The sequence below is a fragment of the Enterococcus moraviensis ATCC BAA-383 genome (assembly GCF_000407445.1).
In the GTDB taxonomy this organism is placed as follows: Bacteria; Bacillota; Bacilli; order Lactobacillales; family Enterococcaceae; genus Enterococcus_L; species Enterococcus_L moraviensis.
The window spans coordinates 707847-727871 of sequence record NZ_ASWB01000002.1; the positions used below are offsets into that span (position 1 = coordinate 707847).

At 38.2% G+C, this 20025-nt stretch carries 19 protein-coding genes and 1 riboswitch; all 19 genes read left to right on the forward strand.

Translation table 11 applies throughout. From position 1 onward, the window contains the following. Window positions 1–21 precede the first annotated feature (21 nt). The 19 genes from cutC to I586_RS09415 all read left to right on the forward strand — a co-directional run bounded on the left by cutC (window position 22) and on the right by I586_RS09415 (window position 19967). Window positions 22–2562 (forward strand): choline trimethylamine-lyase, encoded by a 2541-nt coding sequence (gene cutC / locus I586_RS09325; protein WP_010765388.1) that lies wholly within the window; start codon window positions 22–24, stop codon window positions 2560–2562. Between the two features lie 17 nt (window positions 2563–2579). Beyond that, window positions 2580–3530, forward strand: coding sequence for a choline TMA-lyase-activating enzyme (cutD, locus tag I586_RS09330; RefSeq protein ID WP_010765387.1), 951 nt, complete (start codon window positions 2580–2582; stop codon window positions 3528–3530). A gap of 18 nt (window positions 3531–3548) precedes the next feature. After that, on the forward strand, window positions 3549–3893 hold the full coding sequence (locus tag I586_RS09335; protein WP_034702141.1) for a BMC domain-containing protein: 345 nt from the start codon (window positions 3549–3551) through the stop codon (window positions 3891–3893). Continuing rightward, a complete protein-coding gene (locus I586_RS09340) occupies window positions 3890–4321 on the forward strand; it encodes a EutP/PduV family microcompartment system protein (protein ID WP_010765385.1) in 432 nt (143 codons plus the stop codon). Before I586_RS09335 ends, I586_RS09340 begins: the two co-directional genes overlap by 4 nt. A 14-nt stretch (window positions 4322–4335) precedes the next feature. Then, complete coding sequence (locus I586_RS09345) at window positions 4336–5478, forward strand: 1-propanol dehydrogenase PduQ (protein ID WP_010765384.1); 1143 nt, start codon at window positions 4336–4338, stop codon at window positions 5476–5478. After that, window positions 5478–6041, forward strand: coding sequence for a hypothetical protein (locus I586_RS09350; RefSeq protein ID WP_010765383.1), 564 nt, complete (start codon window positions 5478–5480; stop codon window positions 6039–6041). Before I586_RS09345 ends, I586_RS09350 begins: the two co-directional genes overlap by 1 nt. Then, complete coding sequence (gene eutJ / locus I586_RS09355) at window positions 6013–6852, forward strand: ethanolamine utilization protein EutJ (RefSeq protein WP_010765382.1); 840 nt, start codon at window positions 6013–6015, stop codon at window positions 6850–6852. The genes I586_RS09350 and eutJ overlap by 29 nt, the downstream gene beginning before the upstream one ends. 316 nt (window positions 6853–7168) lie before the next feature. Then, the gene (locus I586_RS09360) at window positions 7169–7462 is read left to right on the forward strand and encodes a BMC domain-containing protein (protein WP_010765381.1); all 294 of its coding nucleotides are present in this window, start codon (window positions 7169–7171) and stop codon (window positions 7460–7462) included. After that, complete coding sequence (locus tag I586_RS09365) at window positions 7456–7719, forward strand: EutN/CcmL family microcompartment protein (protein ID WP_010765380.1); 264 nt, start codon at window positions 7456–7458, stop codon at window positions 7717–7719. The genes I586_RS09360 and I586_RS09365 overlap by 7 nt, the downstream gene beginning before the upstream one ends. A 15-nt stretch (window positions 7720–7734) precedes the next feature. Then, window positions 7735–8343 carry a cupin domain-containing protein gene (locus I586_RS09370; protein ID WP_034702145.1) on the forward strand — a complete coding sequence of 203 codons (609 nt, stop codon included), beginning with the start codon at window positions 7735–7737 and terminating at the stop codon, window positions 8341–8343. 3 nt (window positions 8344–8346) lie between these two features. Beyond that, window positions 8347–8871 carry a BMC domain-containing protein gene (locus I586_RS09375; protein WP_010765378.1) on the forward strand — a complete coding sequence of 175 codons (525 nt, stop codon included), beginning with the start codon at window positions 8347–8349 and terminating at the stop codon, window positions 8869–8871. Between the two features lie 10 nt (window positions 8872–8881). Beyond that, complete coding sequence (locus I586_RS09380; protein ID WP_010765377.1) at window positions 8882–10384, forward strand: acetaldehyde dehydrogenase (acetylating); 1503 nt, start codon at window positions 8882–8884, stop codon at window positions 10382–10384. Between the two features lie 11 nt (window positions 10385–10395). After that, window positions 10396–11067 (forward strand): phosphate propanoyltransferase, encoded by a 672-nt coding sequence (locus tag I586_RS09385; RefSeq protein WP_010765376.1) that lies wholly within the window; start codon window positions 10396–10398, stop codon window positions 11065–11067. 20 nt (window positions 11068–11087) lie between these two features. After that, window positions 11088–11372: a BMC domain-containing protein gene (locus I586_RS09390; RefSeq protein ID WP_010765375.1), complete on the forward strand. Its 285-nt coding sequence runs from the start codon at window positions 11088–11090 to the stop codon at window positions 11370–11372. A 77-nt stretch (window positions 11373–11449) separates the two neighbouring features. Further along, window positions 11450–12781, forward strand: coding sequence for a H2O-forming NADH oxidase (gene nox, locus I586_RS09395; protein WP_010765374.1), 1332 nt, complete (start codon window positions 11450–11452; stop codon window positions 12779–12781). Window positions 12782–13096: 315 nt separating this feature from the next. Then, a complete protein-coding gene (locus I586_RS09400) occupies window positions 13097–13543 on the forward strand; it encodes a MarR family winged helix-turn-helix transcriptional regulator (RefSeq protein WP_010765373.1) in 447 nt (148 codons plus the stop codon). Continuing rightward, the gene (locus tag I586_RS09405) at window positions 13543–15924 is read left to right on the forward strand and encodes an ABC transporter ATP-binding protein (protein ID WP_010765372.1); all 2382 of its coding nucleotides are present in this window, start codon (window positions 13543–13545) and stop codon (window positions 15922–15924) included. The genes I586_RS09400 and I586_RS09405 overlap by 1 nt, the downstream gene beginning before the upstream one ends. Window positions 15925–15940: 16 nt before the next feature. Next, the gene (locus I586_RS09410) at window positions 15941–17782 is read left to right on the forward strand and encodes an ABC transporter ATP-binding protein (RefSeq protein WP_010765371.1); all 1842 of its coding nucleotides are present in this window, start codon (window positions 15941–15943) and stop codon (window positions 17780–17782) included. 171 nt (window positions 17783–17953) lie between these two features. Continuing rightward, window positions 17954–18121, forward strand: a riboswitch (M-box (ykoK) riboswitch). 265 nt (window positions 18122–18386) lie between these two features. After that, window positions 18387–19967 carry a phosphatase PAP2/LCP family protein gene (locus tag I586_RS09415; protein ID WP_010765370.1) on the forward strand — a complete coding sequence of 527 codons (1581 nt, stop codon included), beginning with the start codon at window positions 18387–18389 and terminating at the stop codon, window positions 19965–19967. The last annotated feature ends 58 nt before the right edge of the window (window positions 19968–20025 follow it).

The window sequence follows — 20025 nt, forward strand, 5'->3', positions numbered from 1 at the left end:
GTTGTAAAGTGAGGGAATAAAATGGACATTAAAGAATTTTCGGCAAAATTAGCTGAAGCGACAAAAGAGTTAAGTTCAGAAGAACGCACAGCCTTGATGAAGATGTTTGCAACCGTTGCAGAGGATACAACAAGTACTAACTCAACGAGTGGCGGGTTTGCAGCAGACAATGATTCTACCATTCCAAATGGGATCACCACTCGTTTAGATGCGTTAAAGAAAAATTACCTAACGCAAAAACCTACGATCACAACACATCGTGCGAGAGTGATCACTGAATTTGCAAAAGAAAATCCAGGAATGCCTAAAAATGTTTTACGTGCAAAATCATTTAAACGATGTTGCGAAACAGCACCACTAGTTATTCAAGAGAATGAATTGATCGTAGGAGCACCGAACGGAGCGCCACGTGCGGGTGCATTCTCCCCTGATATCGCTTGGCGCTGGATGGAAGAGGAAATCGAAACCATTTCAAGTCGTCCCCAAGATCCATTCTATATTTCAGATGAAGATAAAAAAATCATGCGTGAAGAACTGTTTCCGTTTTGGAAAGGGAGATCGATCGATGAATATTGTGAAGATCAATTCCGTGAAGCAGGTGTTTGGGAATTATCAGGAGAGTCTTTTGTTTCAGACTGTTCGTATCATCAGCTAAATGGTGGTGGCGACTCCAATCCAGGGTACGATGTCATTTTGATGAAAAAAGGGATGCTGGATATTCAAAAAGAAGCCAAAGAACATTTAGAAAAACTGAACTATGAAAATCCTGATGATATTCAAAAAATCTACTTTTATAAATCATTAATCGATACTACTGAGGGTGTGATGATTTACGCACGTCGGATGTCTGAATATGCTGCTCAATTAGCCCAAAAAGAAACAAATCCAAAACGAAAAGCAGAATTACAAAAAATCTCTGAAATAAATGCAAAAGTACCAGCAAATAAACCAGAAACATTCTGGGAAGCAATCCAAGCAGTATGGACGATTGAGTCATTGCTTGTGGTGGAAGAAAACCAAACAGGCATGTCAATTGGACGGGTGGATCAATACATGTATCCATTTTTCAAAAATGATTTAGAAAAAGGGAAAATGAATGAATTTGAAGCCTTTGAATTAGCAGGTTGTATGCTGATCAAAATGTCTGAAATGATGTGGATCACAAGTGAAGGTGGTTCTAAATTCTTTGCTGGTTACCAACCATTCGTAAATATGTGTGTGGGTGGTGTGACTCGTGAAGGGCATGATGCTACTAACGAATTAACGTATCTATTGATGGATGCAGTTCGACATGTAAAAGTTTATCAACCATCATTAGCTTGTCGTATCCATAATCGCTCACCACGTGAATACTTGAAAAAAATAGTAGACGTTGTACGGGCGGGAATTGGTTTCCCTGCTTGTCACTTTGATGATACGCATATCAAAATGATGTTGGCAAAAGGCGTATCGATCGAGGATGCTCGTGATTATTGTTTAATGGGGTGTGTTGAGCCGCAAAAATCAGGTCGTTTATATCAATGGACGTCAACTGCCTATACACAATGGCCAATCTGTATTGAACTAGCTTTAAATCGTGGTGTTCCTTTATGGTATGGCAAAGAAGTTTGTCCAGATTTAGGTGATATTTCTCAATATCAGACCTATGAACAATTTGAAGAAGCCGTTAAAGAGCAGATCAAATATGTTACGAAATGGTCATCGGTTGCAACAGTCATTACACAAAGAGTGCATCGTGACTTAGCACCGAAACCATTAATGTCCTTGATGTATGAAGGCTGTATGGAAAGTGGTAAAGATGTTGCAGAAGGCGGGGCGATGTATAATTTTGGACCAGGAGTTGTTTGGTCTGGTTTAGCTACGTATGCAGACTCAATGGCAGCAATCAAAAAACTCGTTTTCGATGAAAAAAAATACACATTAGAAGAATTAAATCGTGCGTTAAAAGCTGATTTTGTTGGCTATGACCAAATTCGTACAGATTGCCTGAACGCACCAAAATACGGTAATGACGATGACTACGCTGATTTAATTGCAGCAGAGTTGATCCACTTTACAGAAGCAGAACACCGTCAATACAAAACATTATATTCAGAACTATGTCATGGAACATTATCGATTTCAAATAATACACCACTTGGTCAAATGACAGGTGCTTCGGCAAATGGACGAAAAGCGTGGATTCCATTATCGGATGGTATTAGCCCGTCACAAGGTGCTGACTTTAAAGGCCCAACTGCTATTGTGAAATCTATTTCCAAAATGGCAAATGATACGATGAATATGGGAATGGTGCATAACTTTAAGATCATGTCAGGCTTATTGGATACACCTGAAGGCGAAGAAAGTTTGATTACGCTATTAAAAACAGCAAGTATTTTGGGAAATGGCGAAATGCAATTTAACTATTTAGATAATGAAACATTGTTAGAAGCGCAAAGACACCCTGAGCAGTACCGTGATTTAATCGTTAGAGTAGCAGGCTATAGTGCCTTTTTCGTTGAATTATGTCAGGATGTTCAAGATGAAATCATCAGCCGAACAATGTTAACGAAGTTTTAAGAGCAGGAGATGGAAAAATGACGACTCAAAACACAACGACAATCGAACGGCAAGCGATGATCTTTAATGTACAAAAATATAGTCTATACGATGGTCCAGGTATTCGTACAATCGTATTTTTCAAGGGCTGTCCACTGCGTTGTCAATGGTGTGCAAATCCAGAAGGGCTTGAGCGCAAATTTGAAGTAATGTATAAAGAGAGCGTCTGTAGTGATTGTCGTGCGTGTGTGGAAGTCTGTCCGATGGGAATTCATTATATGGACGAGAATGATCAGCATCAAGTACGCCGCGACATTGCCTGTAATGGCTGTCGCGCGTGCGTGGACGTTTGCCCAATGGCCGCTCTAAATATTACGGGTGAGATCAAGACGATTTCTGAATTGATGGAAGTGATTCATGAAGATGATGCGTTTTATGAACAGTCTGGTGGCGGCGTTACGCTTAGTGGTGGTGAATGTACAGCGCAACCAGAAGCAGCCTTAGCTTTATTACAGGCTTGTCGGGCGGATGGGATCAATACCGCGATTGAAACCTGTGGTCATTCCAGAATGGATCGATTAATGAAAATAGCCGAATATGTCAACTTGTTTTTGTTTGATTTAAAACATATGAATTCTGTTCGCCATAATGAATTAACAGGTATTAGTAACGAAAAAATTCTAAAAAACCTAAAAGAGGTTTTAGAAACCGGACATCAAGTTCAAATCCGGATGCCAATGTTGAAAATGATTAATGATAGCCGTGAAGAGATTCAACAGATTATTGATTTTTTACTTCCATATAAAGACTATCCAAACTTTTTAGGAATTGATTTACTTCCTTATCATAAACTAGGGGTGAATAAATACGGGCAGTTAGGCATGGAATATCCAGTAGCTGGTGATCCTTCATTATCTGAGGAAGAGTTAGATCGGATTGAAGGTTGGATCAAAGAATATGCGTTCCCTGTTCGAGTTGTTCGTCATTAGAAAGGATGTGTCATGAAAATGGAAGAAGACGCTCCAAGACGAGTTATTGAAGAATCTGTTCCCGGCAAACAAGTGACACTAGCACATGTTATTGCATCACCAATTCCAGAGGTTTATGAATCATTAGGGATCGAAGCGCAAGGAGCAATCGGGATTTTAACGATTTCGCCTGTGGAAGCAGCAATTATTGCCGCTGATGTTGCTGGGAAAAGTGCTGGTGTTGACGTTGGATTTTTAGATCGATTTACGGGATCTGTTTTGCTTAGTGGAGATGTTCAAAGTGTGGAAGTCGCATTAAAAGCCGTTGTCACAATTTTAAAAGAAAAGTTGAATTATGACATTGTTCCAGTGAGTAAAACATGAAAAAACGGATTCTAATTGTTGGGCCTAATCAAAAACACAATATTCTGATTGCTGAAGCAATTGAACATACCAATCGACCGATTCGAAAAGTCGCGAATATCTCTTATACGGATGAAACAATTATTGTTCCAAGTGCGTATCTTGAAAGTCCATGGATGCACAAACACATTATTTCATTACAACAAAACGCAAGCAAAGTGCTCTTTTTAGTACCAATTCCAAGTAGCAAAAAGACATATCCTCCGAACTTTGCACATGTGCTTCGAGTTCCTGTGATAGGTGTAGCAATTTATGAAACAAAAGAAAACAGAATAGCGCAACAACAAATGGCAAAAAAGATACTAGAAGAAATTGGCTGTACAACACAGCAGGTTTTTCTCGATTTAGATAATGAAGAAATAAGGGTGTTTGCTGAAAAAATTAGGTGAAAGGAGGAATTTAAATGTTGAAACAGTTTAAAATGGGAACAAAAATTATTACAGGAGCAAACGCATTGTCGACTATCCAGTCTCTCTCTCTTAAAAGAGTTTTGATCATCTGTGATCCATTTATGGTCAAAAATGGAACTGCTAGACAAGTCGAACAGTTAGTCCATGATAGCGACAGTTGCTGTAGTATTTTTTCAGAGATTATCCCTGATCCAACAATTGATGTTGTGACAAATGGACTGCTAGCAGCCATTGATTTTACTCCTGACGGAATCATTGCGTTAGGTGGCGGTTCTGCAATGGATGCGGCTAAAGTCATTCGTCATATGTATACGACAGCTGAAAAAAATAGATCGATTCAACTTATCTGTATCCCAACAACAAGTGGTACAGGCAGTGAAGTAACGTCGTTTGCCGTAATTTCTGACCCGAAAAACGAAAGTAAATATGCTTTAGTGGATGAGCAGATGGTTCCAGATTTAGCCATTTTGGATCCTGTATTAACGGTTAGTGTACCTAAAAATGTGACAGCCGATACTGGTTTTGATGTATTTACTCACTGTATGGAAGCTTTGGCGTCAACAAATGCAACTGATTTTACAGATGCACTTAGTGAAAAAGCCATGAAGATTATTTGGAAAGACTTAGTTTCAGTCGTTCATGATGGCGAAAATATAACACTTCGAGAAGAAGTCCACAATGCTTCTTGTTTGGCTGGTATGGCTTTTAGTGAAGCTTCACTAGGAATTTGTCATAGTTTAGCACATGCGTTAGGTGGGAAATTTCATATACCGCATGGTAGAGCCAATGCACTGCTGTTACCGCATGTTATTCGCTATAACGCTGGTTTGGAACTAGAAAAGGAAATTCCAAGTTTAGCCACATATCAAAGCATTGCTACTAGTTTAGGATTTCAATCAGGAACGCCAAAAGCAACGGTTCATGCGATGATCAACGGAGTGAATCGTCAATTGAAACAATTAGAAATCTCGCCATTGATCACAGATCATGGAATAAAAGAAGAAGCATTTTTAGTAGCAATCCCAGAAATGGCAGCAAAAGCAATGGAAGATAAATGTACGGTCACAAATCCTAGAAAACCAAGTTTGGAAGAGTTAGAACAACTATATAAGAGGTTGTTAAGAGGTGGTTTTTAATGCATTTTGTGACGGAAAACGAACTCAGAATGAATTTTCAAAAAAAAGCATTTAAGGAATTTTGTTTAAAAGATCATGTACGGCTCACACCTGGAGCAAAGCAATTTCTTTTAGATAAAAAAATTCAAATACTGTCAGAAACAGAGTTGCAGGAGAAAACGAACGCAACGAAACAGGCACTTACTTCATTAGATGGTTACAAAGAAGTGTTATCAGCAGAACTGCTAGAAGCAGCGCTATTCGCTATGAAGCAGCAACTGAGCATCAGTCAAAAAATCATCGATTTAGAAAAAATGCTGATGCACTCTTTAGGGAATGAACCAATGGATAATGAGACTCCTTTAAATGAAGTAGAAGAATTTCGATTAGAAACGGTCCATATTTTTAGTGAGCAAGGGGTATTGCTAATCAAGTTAAAGAAAATCTATGGCATCATACGTTTAATTCAAAGCGAGTATCCTCAGTATGGTCCCCTACTAGTAAAGGCCAGTCGATCGATTCTTGAACTAAAGAAACAATTACTAGGAGAAACAGATGAAAAGACAATCAATGAAAGACTGTAATGAATTTGTTGCAGCGTTCGAAAAAGTCATAAAAAAACCAAAAAGACAAGAGTCAAAAATCTACTATACGGGTATTGATTTAGGAACGGCTTGTGTTGTTTTAGCGGTGTTAGATGAAAATCGTAAACCTGTAGCAGGTGCCTACCGATATGCAGATGTTGTTCGTGACGGTATGGTTGTTGATTATATTGGGGCAGTTGAACTGGTTCGAGAGCTAAAAGAAGAATTAGAACAAACATTAAAGACAGAGTTAGTTTATGCTGCGGCTTCTTTACCGCCTGGGACAGATGAATTAGATGGTGGCGCAATTAAAAATGTGGTACAAAGCGCAGGGTTTGAATTGACCAATCTACTGGATGAACCAACTGCTGCGAATCAATTATTGAATATAACAGATGGCGCAGTTGTCGATATTGGCGGTGGAACGACTGGAATTTCTATTGTGGAAAATGGACATGTAGTCAAAGTTGCAGATGAAGCGACAGGCGGTACACATTTATCTTTAGTGATTGCCGGGGCGTATAAATTCCCATTTGAAGCAGCTGAAACCTATAAACGAAATGGAAAGAATCATGAGGAGCTTTTGCCTACTTTAAAACCAGTCATCGAGAAAATTTCTTCGATCATCATTCAACAAACACAAGGATATAATGTTGAAGGGATTTATTTAGTAGGTGGCACCGCTTGTCTCAAAAATATTGAAACAATTATTGAAAAAGCGACAGGAATTCCAACGTACAAACCAACGAATCCAATGTTTGTGACGCCTTTAGGAATTGCCATAAGCTGTACCGATAAAGTCTTAACATAGCGAACTACACAAATTAATCCTTATGAAAATAGACAAATCGTCAGTGAAACAAAAAACGTTTCAATGCTAATTTCCTAATTTTTTACAGGATTAAGCGATTTGTTTTGCTTTGAAACACAGTGAACGAAAAGAACTGATGTTGAAAAGTACAAGGTGAAGCGAAGCGGAACGTTGTTACCATATCTAGCTACGCAGGCTAGCTTCTCGGAAAAAAGATAAAAACTAAATGAGGTAAAAAGCACCTCAGTTAGTTTTTCCTATTTTTCAGTCGAAGCTAAACGAGCCTGCTACGCTTTTATATTAAGGAGGAATCAAAATGGATTGTCGTATTATCAAGACGCCTGGCGAAGGAACATTGGCTATTTTAAACCGTCGAAGAGGATCTAAAGATAATCTAGGAATTCCTGACGCCGTAGGATTAGTTCAAGGAAAATTAATCGAAATGGTTTGTGCAGCAGATATTGCTGAAAAGGCCGTTGGAGTCACTGTGGAAGATATACGAGGTAGTTGCCCACAAAATATGATTTTGTTAGCTATCTTTGGGGATACCGCTTCAGTTATTGCTGCAATGGAAGAGATTAAAAAAAAGGAAAATGATCGCTTATGGTAACCGCAAAATTGATGGATACAATCTGGGCGACACGAAAATCAGAAAGGTTAAATGGACTCAAATTAATGCTTGCAGAGATTTCTGGAGGGTCTAGAGATGGCGAACGAATGATTGTCTGTGATGTGATCGGTGCAGGCATAGGAGATCGAGTGATCATTACCACAGGATCAGCAGCCAGACGTATGTTAGAAGATGATGCTATTCCTGTAGACGCTGCAGTAATCGGGATCATTGATGAAAGTTGTGAATCTGTCTAAAGAAAGTGTGACAAAATGAAAAAACTGATTTGTGCAAAAGATATTGAAATACTTCATAACAAAGGAAACCAAATGATTTTGATCGATAACCAAACGATCATCACACCTTCTGCCAAAGATTTAGCAGAAGACTATCACATGACCTTTCAAGAAAAACTGTCCAAACGGCAAGATACTTTGTCTGATACACAGAAAATCACAAAAGAACAATTAGTGTCTTTGTTAAAAAATCTGTTGAGTGAAGCTGGGATGAGCGAGTTCGACGATTGTCCATTTGACTATCAAGAACATTCAAGTGGGGTAAAAATAATCCGGGGCTCTACGATAAAACTTTCACCTGTCAATAATACAGATGATGGCGTTCATTATCAGGAAATTTTAACGTCAGAAGGAGGACATTTTAATCTTGGAATCTTAGAAATAGAAGCGAGTCAGCTCTATGAAAAAGAGACGGTTGAGACAATCAATTATGTGATAGAAGGTGATCTTCAGGTGACAATTGATGATACGATTTTTGATGTCAATAAAGGAGATATCGTTTATGTCCCACAATATTCTGCTGTTAAATGGTCTACTTCAAACAAAGTAACGATTTTATCTGGAAAATTAAAAAGTGGGGTGTAGAAAATGAATCAAGCAATCGGCATGATTGAAACGAAAGGATTATTGGCGTTGATCGAAGCCACAGATGCTATGTTGAAGTCTTCCGAAGTTCATTGTTTAGGTAAAAAGCAAGTTGGTGGTGGTCTAAATACGGTGCTGATCACAGGTGATGTCGCAGCAGTCGAAACAGCTATACAAGCTGCAATCGCTAGCGTTCAGCATTTAGGGGAAGGACTTTTAGCTGGTTCTCATGTCATTGCGCGTCCAGACGTTGATGCACGTTCTTTCGTGGAAGAAGTCACTAAAATAGAAGAGAGAAAAGCACCTGAATCGAAAGAAGAGCACATAGAAATAATAGAAGTAACAGAAATGATTGAACAAGAGCCTAAAGAGAAATTACTGGATGAATTGCAGCAAATGAAAGTAACTGAACTTAGAAAATTAGCAAAAGAGCAGCCAACTTTTAGCATCCCACAAAAAAATATCCATCGTGCAAACAAAGAAAAATTGATCAAAGCGCTAATGGATAGTTTAATAATTAACGAATAGAGGAATACAAATGGAAATGTTCGATAAAGATTTACGTTCTGTTCAAGAAGCCCGCGATTTGACACGTAAAGGGAAAGAAGCCGCAGATAAAATCGCAGCTTTTTCAGAAGAACAAATTGATCAAATTTTACAAAGTATGAAGACAGCGGCGAGTAAATATGCTGTTGGTTTGGCTGAACGAGCGGTCGAAGAAACAGGTTTTGGTAAAGTAATGGATAAAACATACAAAAACCATGCGGCATCACACTTACTATATGAAGAAATCAAAAACGAGAAAACAATTGGCATCATAGCAGAAAACCCTGAAAAAGGCACATTTGATGTGGCAGAACCAGTTGGCTTAGTTTTAGGGATCATTCCTTCCACTAATCCGACCTCAACGGTTATTTTTAAAGCGATGATCGCATTAAAATCAAGAAATGCCATTGTTTTGTCACCACATCCGACAGCGGTTGGGTGTACCAAAAAAGCGGCCGACTTATTAAACCGTGCTGCTGTAGCAGCAGGAGCACCAGATGACATCATTAGTTGCTTGTCTATTCCAACAATGGCTGGCACTAACGAATTACTCCATGCTAAAGAAGTGAGCCTGATCATCGCAACAGGTGGTCCTGGAATGGTGAAAGCCGCATATAGTTCAGGAAAACCAGCCTTAGGCGTAGGTGCGGGGAATTCACCAGCCTATATCGAGCGAACAGCTGATGTAAAAAGTGCAGTAGCAAAAATCATAGCCTCTAAAACATTCGATAATGGGACTATTTGCGCATCTGAGCAATCGATTATCTGCGAAGAAGTCAATAAAGACTCTGTCATTAGAGAGTTAAAAGCGCAAGGTGGCTATTTTATGTCAGAAGTAGAAACAGATAAAGTCTGTAAATTACTCTTCAAAAATGGCTATGCTATGAATGCAAAATTTGTGGGAAGAGCTGCAACAGTCATCGCTGAAGCGGCAGGAATTAGCGTTCCAGCAGAAACGAAAGTCTTGATTGGTCCACAAGGCGGTGTTGGACAAGGCTATCCTTTATCCTTTGAAAAACTTACAACAGTTTTAGCCTTTTATGTTGTTAATAATTGGGAAGAAGCCTGTGATCTAAGTATTCAATTATTGCAAAATGGGATTGGGCATACGATGAGTTTACACACCAATGACCGTGATATCGTACTAAAATTTGCCGCTAAACCTGCTTCACGAATTTTAGTCAACACAGGAGGTAGCCAAGGTGGAACAGGAATCAGTACAGGATTACCGATTTCGTTTACCTTAGGTTGTGGCACTTTTGGTGGTAGTTCAGTCTCAGAAAACGTTGGACCAAAACATCTATTAAACATCAAAAAAGTGGCATATGGATTAAAAGAAGTCACTACATTAGTACAAGACGATCCAACTTTTACTTACGGAAAAACAGAAGCAACTATAACGACATCATTGCCGACAGAGAACAAGACAATCAATGATACGGATGTAGAAAAATTAGCGAATGTCGTTCGCCAAGTCTTAGCAAGTATGAATTAACTGGAAAAGGAATGATGAAGTTGGATAATTATGAAGAGTTACTGGGGAAATTGCTAGAGAAATTGGCTGAACCAAACCAAACTCAAACAACAACAGTGTCGAAACCTCGACGAATTCCAGTAGGTATCTCAAATCGCCATATCCACTTATCTCAAAAAGAGGTGGAAAAATTATTTGGTCACGATTATCAATTAACAAAATTGAAGGATCTGTCTCAACCAGGACAATTTGCCTGTAAAGAAACAGTGATGATTTGCGGACCAAAAGGTGCAATAGAAAAAGTACGCATTCTAGGTCCTGTGAGAAAACAAACTCAAGTAGAAATTTTACAAAGTGATTCTTTTAAACTAGGCGTCAAAGCTCCTTTGCGTTTGTCTGGCGATTTAACTGGATCAGGGAGCGTAACGCTGATTGGTCCTAAAGGATCTGCCGAAATCATTGAAGGCGTGATTGTCGCAAAACGTCATATTCATATGTTGCCAAACGAGGCAAGTCAATTTGGTGTACATGACGGTGAGTCTGTCACAATTGAATTACCAGGTGAACGAGGCGGCAGTTTAGCGAATGTTATTATTCGAGCGGTCAAAAATTCGGGGTTAGAATGCCACATTGATACAGAAGAAGCAAATGCACTTGGGTTAACACCCAATACTGAAATTGTGATCAAAAAAAATAATATATAGAATCTTAGGAGGAAATTATAATGAAATCAGATGCACTAGGAATGGTCGAAACAAAAGGATTAATCGGTTCAATTGAGGCGGCAGACGCAATGGTCAAAGCGGCTAACGTATCATTAGTAGGAAAAGAGTTAGTTGGTGGCGGAATCGTAACGGTTATGGTACGTGGAGATGTTGGTGCTGTAAAAGCAGCAACAGATGCAGGAGCTGCAGCGGCACAACGAGTGGGTGAACTATTATCTGTTCATGTCATCCCACGTCCACATTCAGAAGTTGAAACTATTTTACCGATGACACAAGCACAATAACGAAAATCTAAAAGAGGCGAAACACTGATAACCGTTATGTGTTTCGTCTTTTTTACTCAATAAACTGGAGGGACAAAATGAGACGAACAATTATTATTGGTTCAAACCATGCCGGGATCGCAGCTGCCAATACATTACTTGCGCATTATCCAGATCAAGAAGTCACGATGATCGAGCAAAATTCAAACCTAAGCTATTTAGGTTGTGGAACAGCACTTTGGGTCGGCAGACAAATTGAATCATCAGATCAGCTCTTTTACGCTACTAAGGAAGAATTTGAAGCGAAAGGTGCAAGCATTTATTTAGAAACAGCAGTTGAAAGAATTGATTTTTACGCTAAAAAGGTCTTTTGTAAAGACAGTAACGGAACAACCTTTTATAAGGAATATGACAAGTTGATTTTAGCGACAGGTTCTATTCCAATAGCGCCCCAAATACCAGGCAATACCTTAGAAAACATTCATTTTTTAAAGAAATTTCAAGACGGACAAGCCGTGGATAAGTTAGTAGGATTGACTTCAATCAGAAAAGTAGCAGTTATCGGCGCGGGTTATATTGGGGGTGAAATCGCTGAAGCGATCAAGCGTCGTGGAAAGGATGTACTTCTGTTTGATGGTGCACCACGCTCACTGTCAAACTACTATGACCCAGAGTTTACAGATGAAATGGATCGTAATTTATCTGTAAACGGTATTGAACTACATTTTGATGAAATCGCCACTGCTTATAAAGGCTCAAACAAAGTGGAAAAAATCGTAACGAATAAAGGGGAATATGCAGTTGATTTAGTAATTAACGCGATAGGCTTCTTACCCAATAATAGCTTAGGGAAAAGCAACTTAGAATTATTTGAAAATGGTGCTTATCTTGTGGATGAAAATCAGCAAACTAGTGATCCTTCTGTTTATGCGGTAGGAGATTGCGCAACTCTTTACTCTAACGCATTAAGAAAAATGACATATATTGCATTGGCAACGAACGCTGTACGCTCTGGGATCGTCGCAGGTCATAATGTTGGTGGAACGCCACTGGCATCAAGCGGCGTACAAGGATCAAATGGGATCTCTATTTTTGGTTTAAATATGGTTTCAACAGGTCTGTCAGTAGAAGCAGCCAAAAAGCATCAGCTTGAGGTGTTATATACAGATTACACCGATTTGCAAAAACCAGCGTTTATGACGGAGAATCATTCGGTTGCAATTCGTATTGTTTATGAAAAAGAGACACGACGTATAGTCGGTGCACAAATGTCATCACGTGCAGATATTTCTATGGCGATCCATCTATTTTCCCTTGCAATACAAAAAAATCTTACTATTGATGAACTAAAACTGCTCGATTTGTTCTTTTTACCCCATTTTAATCAACCATATAATTATATTACGATGGCTGCCTTGAATGCTGAATAGATGGTGGTATTCGTATAATATAAAAATCTTCCAATCAGCAGAAAAAATAGAAAATCTAGTCGCGTTGTACTGACCCCCAAAAGTTAGACCTGAAAATCTAACTTTTGGAGGTTTTTTATTTATCATTTCATCCAAAAATACAATAGAATAGAGAACACTTTTTTAACTTTTTTAAATAAAACCGTATTCATTTATTTTTTTGAATCAATCCTATTGACATCAAAAGCTATTTGCGTTAATATCAAACAGCATTAGTTACTAATACTGTTAGCTATTAATGGTGGAAGTAATTATTTTGAAAAAAGGAGGAGTCATATGTCATACGCAGAAGAAGCCGAACAAGAGCTGATGCGACTAATGGTTCAAAATCGGCATAGTGCTTTTAGTAGACTAGAAAAAAGCAATCAGGGTGAAAGTATCGTGATCAAATTTCTCGCGCGGTATGGTGAACCTACTAGTCCAAAACACCTAGCTGAATCACTGAACTTATCTAGCGCGCGTATTGCTGTAGTTTTAGGTAGTTTAGAAAAAAAAGGGCAAATCGAACGTAAGATGGATCCGGATGATCGCCGCCGTATCAATGTTACCTTGACCGATTGCGGAAAAAAAGCAGCAAAGCTACAAAAGAAAGAAATGCGTGATAAGATTGTGCAGATTTTTAAACTAATGGGAGAAACAGAGACGAAACAGTTCATCGAGCTGACTGCGAAATTCGTAGACTACTCCCAACAAATTTCCCAGAAAGAGGAAGGTGACCAATAGTGAAGATTTTCAAATATCTCGGCAAATACTGGTATGCGGTCATCGCAGTTCTTGTGCTTTTAGTTGTACAGGCAAATAGTGATTTAAGCTTACCAAAATTAACATCGGGTATCGTCGATGTCGGTATTCAACAAGGAGGGCTTGAATATTCCACACCTGAAAAAATCAGGAAAACAACTCTTCAGGGAATCGAAATGTTCATGACAGATGATGAGAAAAAAACAATTGAAGACAATTACAAACTGTCGACTGAAAAAATCGATGGAAAAGAAGTTGAAGTGTATAAACTAAACCTTCAAGAAGATATGACAGAAGCAAAATTAGCAGACATCTTTAATCTACCAATGATGATGCTGGCTTCATCTCAATCAAAAGACTCATCAAGCGCAGGTGAAGCAAAAGGAATCATCGAGGACTATAAAAAAATCGGTGAAGACGCTACTAAAGCAAAAAAACTTGGTGAAGAAGCCACAACTTTAGGGGAGCAAGCTAAAGAAGCTGGTACGGCGGCTGCTTCTGCGACAGATGCAGCAACAGCAATGGAACAAGGACAAGAAGCGCAAGAATTGGCTACCCAAGCGCAAGCCAAAGGTGCTGAAGCCAAACAGCTAGCTGATTCAATTAAAACAACGACAGATGCAATGCCAGCTAAAGTTGAATCTGCACGTAAGGAAACAAAAAAAAGCTTAGGTGATCTAGGTGAAGATTCAATGAAAACGGTTGGTATTCAACTAACACTTGCTGAATATAAAGCATTAGATATGAATACGCAACAAATCCAAACAGATTATATGGTCAAAACAGGAACGAAAATGGTTCTTTTAACGCTTGTCTCAGCGGTTGCTGCGATAATTGTTGGATTGATTGCCTCTCTCGTGGCCGCATCTGTTGGTAGAAATTTGCGCGTTGGTCAATATGAAAAGACCTTGCAATTTTCAAATACTGAAATGGAAAAATTTTCTCCTGCCTCATTGATCACACGTAATACAAATGATATCCAACAAATGCAAATGGGAATTGTGATGATCATGCGTATCGTTTTATACGCACCGATCTTAGGTATTGGTGGAATCTATAATGTTTACCAAACAGGAACAGGCATGGGCTGGATCGTTGGAGTTGCAGTAGCTGCAGTTCTAGTTTTAGTATTGAGCTTGTTATTAACAACAATGCCTAAATTCAAGGCTTTACAAAATTTAGTGGATAGAGTGAACTTAGTTTCTCGTGAAATTATCACAGGTTTGCCTGTCATTCGTGCCTTTTCTCGTGAAAAATTTGAAGAAAAACGTTTTGACCGTGCCAACACAGATTTAATGAAAACTCAATTATTCGTTAACCGTGCAATGTCGATCATGATGCCAGTAATGATGCTATTAATGAATGGTATTTCCGTATTGATTGTTTGGGTCGGTGGACATAACATGAACAACGGTCAACTTCAAGTTGGGGATATGATGGCGTTTATCACGTATACGATGCAAATCGTTATGGCCTTTATGATGTTGTCTATGGTTTCGATCATTCTACCTCGTGCCAATGTTGCAGCTGGTCGTGTTGAAGAAGTCCTTGAAACAGAACCAACAATCAAAGATCCTGAACATCCTAAAGATGATCATGACTTTAAAGGTGAAGTGAAATTTGAAGGCGTAGAATTCCGCTATGGTGATGCAGATGAAGATGTTTTACATCACATCAATTTTACGGCTAAACCAGGGCAAACAACGGCCTTGATTGGTTCAACTGGTTCAGGAAAATCAACAATCGTAAACTTGATTCCACGTTTATTTGATGTAACGGGTGGAAGAATCACGATCGATGGAATTGATATACGCGAAATGAGTTTGCATAAATTACATGAAATTATTGGGTTTGTGCCACAAAAAGGAATTTTATTCTCAGGTGATATTGCGTCTAATATCAAATTTGGGGATGCTGCTATCACGGATGCTCAAATGAAAAAAGCGGCTGAAATTGCCCAAGCTGAAGAATTTATCGATTCTAACGAAAAAGGCTATGATCGTGAAATTTCTCAAGGCGGAACAAATGTTTCTGGTGGACAAAAACAACGTTTATCTATTGCTCGAGCTTTGGCGAAAAACCCTAAGATCTTAATCTTTGATGACTCATTTTCAGCACTTGACAATAAAACAGATGTGGCTTTGCGTAAAGCATTATCTGAAAACATCAAAGGTGCGACACAAATCATTGTTGCTCAAAAAATCTCAACGATTCTTCACGCAGATAATATTATCGTTCTAAATGAAGGCCGTGTTGTCGATCATGGAACACACGACGAATTAATGAAAACATCCACTGTCTATCAAGAAATTGCCCAATCACAATTGAGCAATGCTGAATTAGGCATAGAAGAAGCTGAGTAGGGAGGAGCGAAGAATAATGGCAGAACAAACAAAAAATCGCCCTCGTGGCGGCCGCGGACCTGGACAAGGCGCTCCAGTAGAAAAAGCCAAAGACTTTAAAGGAACACTAAAAAAATTAATCTCCTATATTGGTGCTTATAAAATACCCGTTTTCTTTGTAATGATCTTTGCAATTGCTTCAACCGTATTTAATATCTGGGGTCCTAAAATTTTATCACAAGCGATCACAGAATTATTCAACGGCTTAATCAAAAAATACCAAGGAACCGGTGGCATTGATTTTGATAAAATCGGCGGTATTCTATTATTCATGCTAGGTTTATACCTAGTGGCATCTGCTTTTGGTATTATCCAAGGGTGGATCATGTCAACGATTTCGCAAAAAATCACATATCGCATGCGGAAAGAAATTTCAGAAAAAATCAATCGTATGCCAATGAATTATTTTGAAAGTCGTACAACTGGTGAAGTACTTTCACGTATCACAAACGACGTAGATACACTAGGCCAATCATTAAATCAGTCAATTACACAATTGATCACATCTGTCTTTACCATTATTGGGGTTATCGTTATGATGTTATCAATCTCTGTAAAAATGACAGGAATTGCAATTTTGATCGTACCGATTTCAATGATCTTGATCCTAATCGTTGTAAAAAATTCACAAAAATACTTTAAGACACAACAAGAATATCTTGGTGTAATCAATGGTAAAGTGGAAGAAACAATCGGTGGATACAATATTGTACGTTTATTCAATGATGAAGAAAACTCTCTTGAAGAATTTAAAACACAAAATGATGTCTTGTTTAAATCAGCTTGGAAATCTCAGTTTCTATCTGGTTTGATGCAACCAATCATGAACTTTGTCGGAAACTTAGGCTATGTTGCAGTAGCAATTTTTGGTGGGATCTTAGCGTATAATGGTACGATCACTGTCGGAGATATTCAAGCATTTATCCAATATGTCCGCAACTTAACACAACCAATCGCGCAATTGGCTCAAGTATCAAATCTACTTCAATCAATGGCTGCAGCAGCGGAACGTGTTTTTGAATTTCTTGAAGAAGATGAAGAAGCACAAACTGTACCAAATCCAGTTAAAATCGATAAAGCGAAAGGGATGGTCGATTTTGACCATGTTCGTTTCGGTTATACGCCAGATAAAATCATTATCAATGATTTCAGTTCACATGTTGATCCAGGTCAAACGGTAGCAATCGTTGGACCAACTGGAGCTGGTAAAACGACGATGGTCAAATTATTGATGCGTTTTTACGATGTAACTTCTGGCGCCATTAAAATCGATGGGCACAATATCAAAGACTTTAATCGTGCAGATTTACGAAAAAATATCGGGATGGTTCTACAAGATACGTGGTTATTTAAAGGAACTATCATGGAAAATCTTCGTTACGGCCGGTTAGATGCAACAGATGAAGAAGTCTATGAAGCAGCAAAAGCTGCCCATGTTCATCACTTTATCCAAACATTACCTGGCGGATACAACATGGAATTAAATGAAGAATCTTCAAATATTTCCCAAGGTCAAAAACAATTACTAACAATTGCTCGTGCAATTTTAGCAGACAAACCGATCTTGATCCTTGATGAAGCCACATCTTCTGTTGATACAAGAACAGAAGGCTTGATCCAAGGGGCAATGAACAACTTAATGGCTGGTCGTACGTCATTTGTTATCGCTCACCGTTTATCAACGATCAAAGATGCAGATAAAATTCTTTATATGCAAGACGGTGATATCAAAGAACAAGGAACGCACGAAGAATTACTAGCACAAGGTGGTTATTATGCATCACTTTATAACTCACAATTTGAAGAGTTAGACGAGTAAAAACGACTGAAAAAGAAGCACTTATCAAAATCATTTTGATAAGTGCTTCTTTTCTTTACTCAAAAAATACGCTGTGAAGTTTGTTTGTTTTAAATTAAGAAAACATAAAGAGGCTTAAAATAGCTTGAAAAAAACAATTTTCAGCGTTATTATTTAAAAAAATAAATAGATAAATAACCTTGTTAGGTGAGGCTCCTATACAAACATAGGCTATTGCGCAGAAACGTCGAAAGACGCCAATGTGTAAAACAGGAATTGTCGAATTAAGGCTTTTCATAAAATAGCTAAGAATAGTTCTTTACGTTGTATAGTGCTAAAACTCAGACGATGAGATTGATTAAAAGTCAAACGTCATAGGGAAACATGTTTGGCTTTTTTATATTGGTAAATAGGCTGTCTATTTGCTGATTTTTTTAACGTCTAGGTACCTGCTTGTGTTTTTTAGGAGTGTAACTCGACGGAGAAATCCACCGCTGAATGTTTCACTTCTGATTGTTAGGAGTGTAAGTTCAAGCGGTTTTTCTTTGGAATCATTTGGATAGTTAGAAAAACCAGCATTGCGCTTACGCTCATATTGAATATGAGAAATGAAGGGATTTATTACATGAATACGTTAAAAGAAAAAAAATTTACGCCAGCTTTAGTTAGTATCGTGCTGTTTTCAGTGCTCACAGTTTTAGTTGTAAACCAGGTTTCGTGGTTTACTTATGTAGATTCGATGATTTATCAATTTGATTGGGAGGCAAATGCTGTTATAACCAGTATTGTAACTGTATTTGCTAAAACGGCGACGATCATTCCAACTTTTATCATTAGTTTGATCGTTTCAGTTATCTTATGGCGAAATAAACATAAGTTAGTAGCGATTTGGATGAGTAGCAACATATTGGTTGTCAGCGCATTAGGCTATATACTCAAGATCACAGTTGCACGACCTCGCCCCGATGTCACTCAATTAGTTGAAAAGACTTCTTACAGTTTTCCAAGTGGTCATTCACTGTTGGCGATGTGTTTAGCTTGTTCAATTCTATTGAGTGTCCAAACGATCTATTCAAAGCAAAACAAAAAGGGTTTATTACTAAAAAAAATAGTGATTGCTTATGTTCTTTTGATTGGATTAAGTCGAATCTATTTAAGGGTTCATTTTCCAAGTGATGTTATGGCAGGTTTTCTATTGAGTTTTGCTTGGGTGAATCTTTCTTATGTTTGCCTGCAAAGAATATATCTAAATAGAACATTTCAAACAGCTCTTTCGAAAAAAAGATTTATACAAAAAACAATTTTAAGTGTGTTAACGCTGCTTCTATTAGTAGTTGCTAGTGCGTCAGTTTATGGTGCTACAGTTTTTAAAAATGTTCAAAAAACCGCAGATAAAATCTATCAACCATTGAATCGTAAAACGAAATCAGTTGAGTTGACGAATAGTGAGCCAGTTAGTTTTTTACTTTTAGGGATTGCCAATGATTCAAAACGTAAAACGGATCTTCGAGCAAATACGATAATGGTCGTAACGGTTAATAATCAGTTGAAGAAAACAACGATCACCAGTATCCCAAGAGATGCTTATGTTGAAATCATCGGAAAAGATGGGGTTTATGACAAGATCAATCATGCTCATTCATTTGGTGGTGATGAGATGATGATTGAAACAGTCGAACATTATTTAGAGATTCCCATCAATCATTATTTTGTGATTAATATGGACGGTTTGGCGGCATTAAGCGATGCTGTTGGCGGTGTAACGGTCAATAATGATTTTGAATTTGATGCTGAGGGGATTCACTATCCAAAAGGAGAACAACATCTAGGCGGCTGGGAAACACTTCAATATGCGAGAATGCGTTATGAAGATCCCCTGGGTGATTATGGTAGACAAAAAAGACAACGTGAAGTTACAATTCAGCTTACCAAAGAATTGACCTCAATGAAAAGCGTCCTTCGCTACCAAGAATTACTGGATGTTATTGGAGAAAATGGTCAGACGGATATGACACTGGATCAAATGATGTTATTGATGAAAAATTATCAAAAGGCTTTGGAGAATATTGAAAGTTATCAAATGCAAGGCGAAGGGTTTACGGGTGATGGGTATACTGGTGAAGAAGGGATTTCATATCAAGGGATCTCCGAAGAAGAACGAGATAAGGTCATAACAGCACTAAAACAACAATTAAATTTAAACTAGTTCAGTTGTATCAATCCAATGATTTGAACTTCCAATTGTCAGACCACTTTCTCTTTTG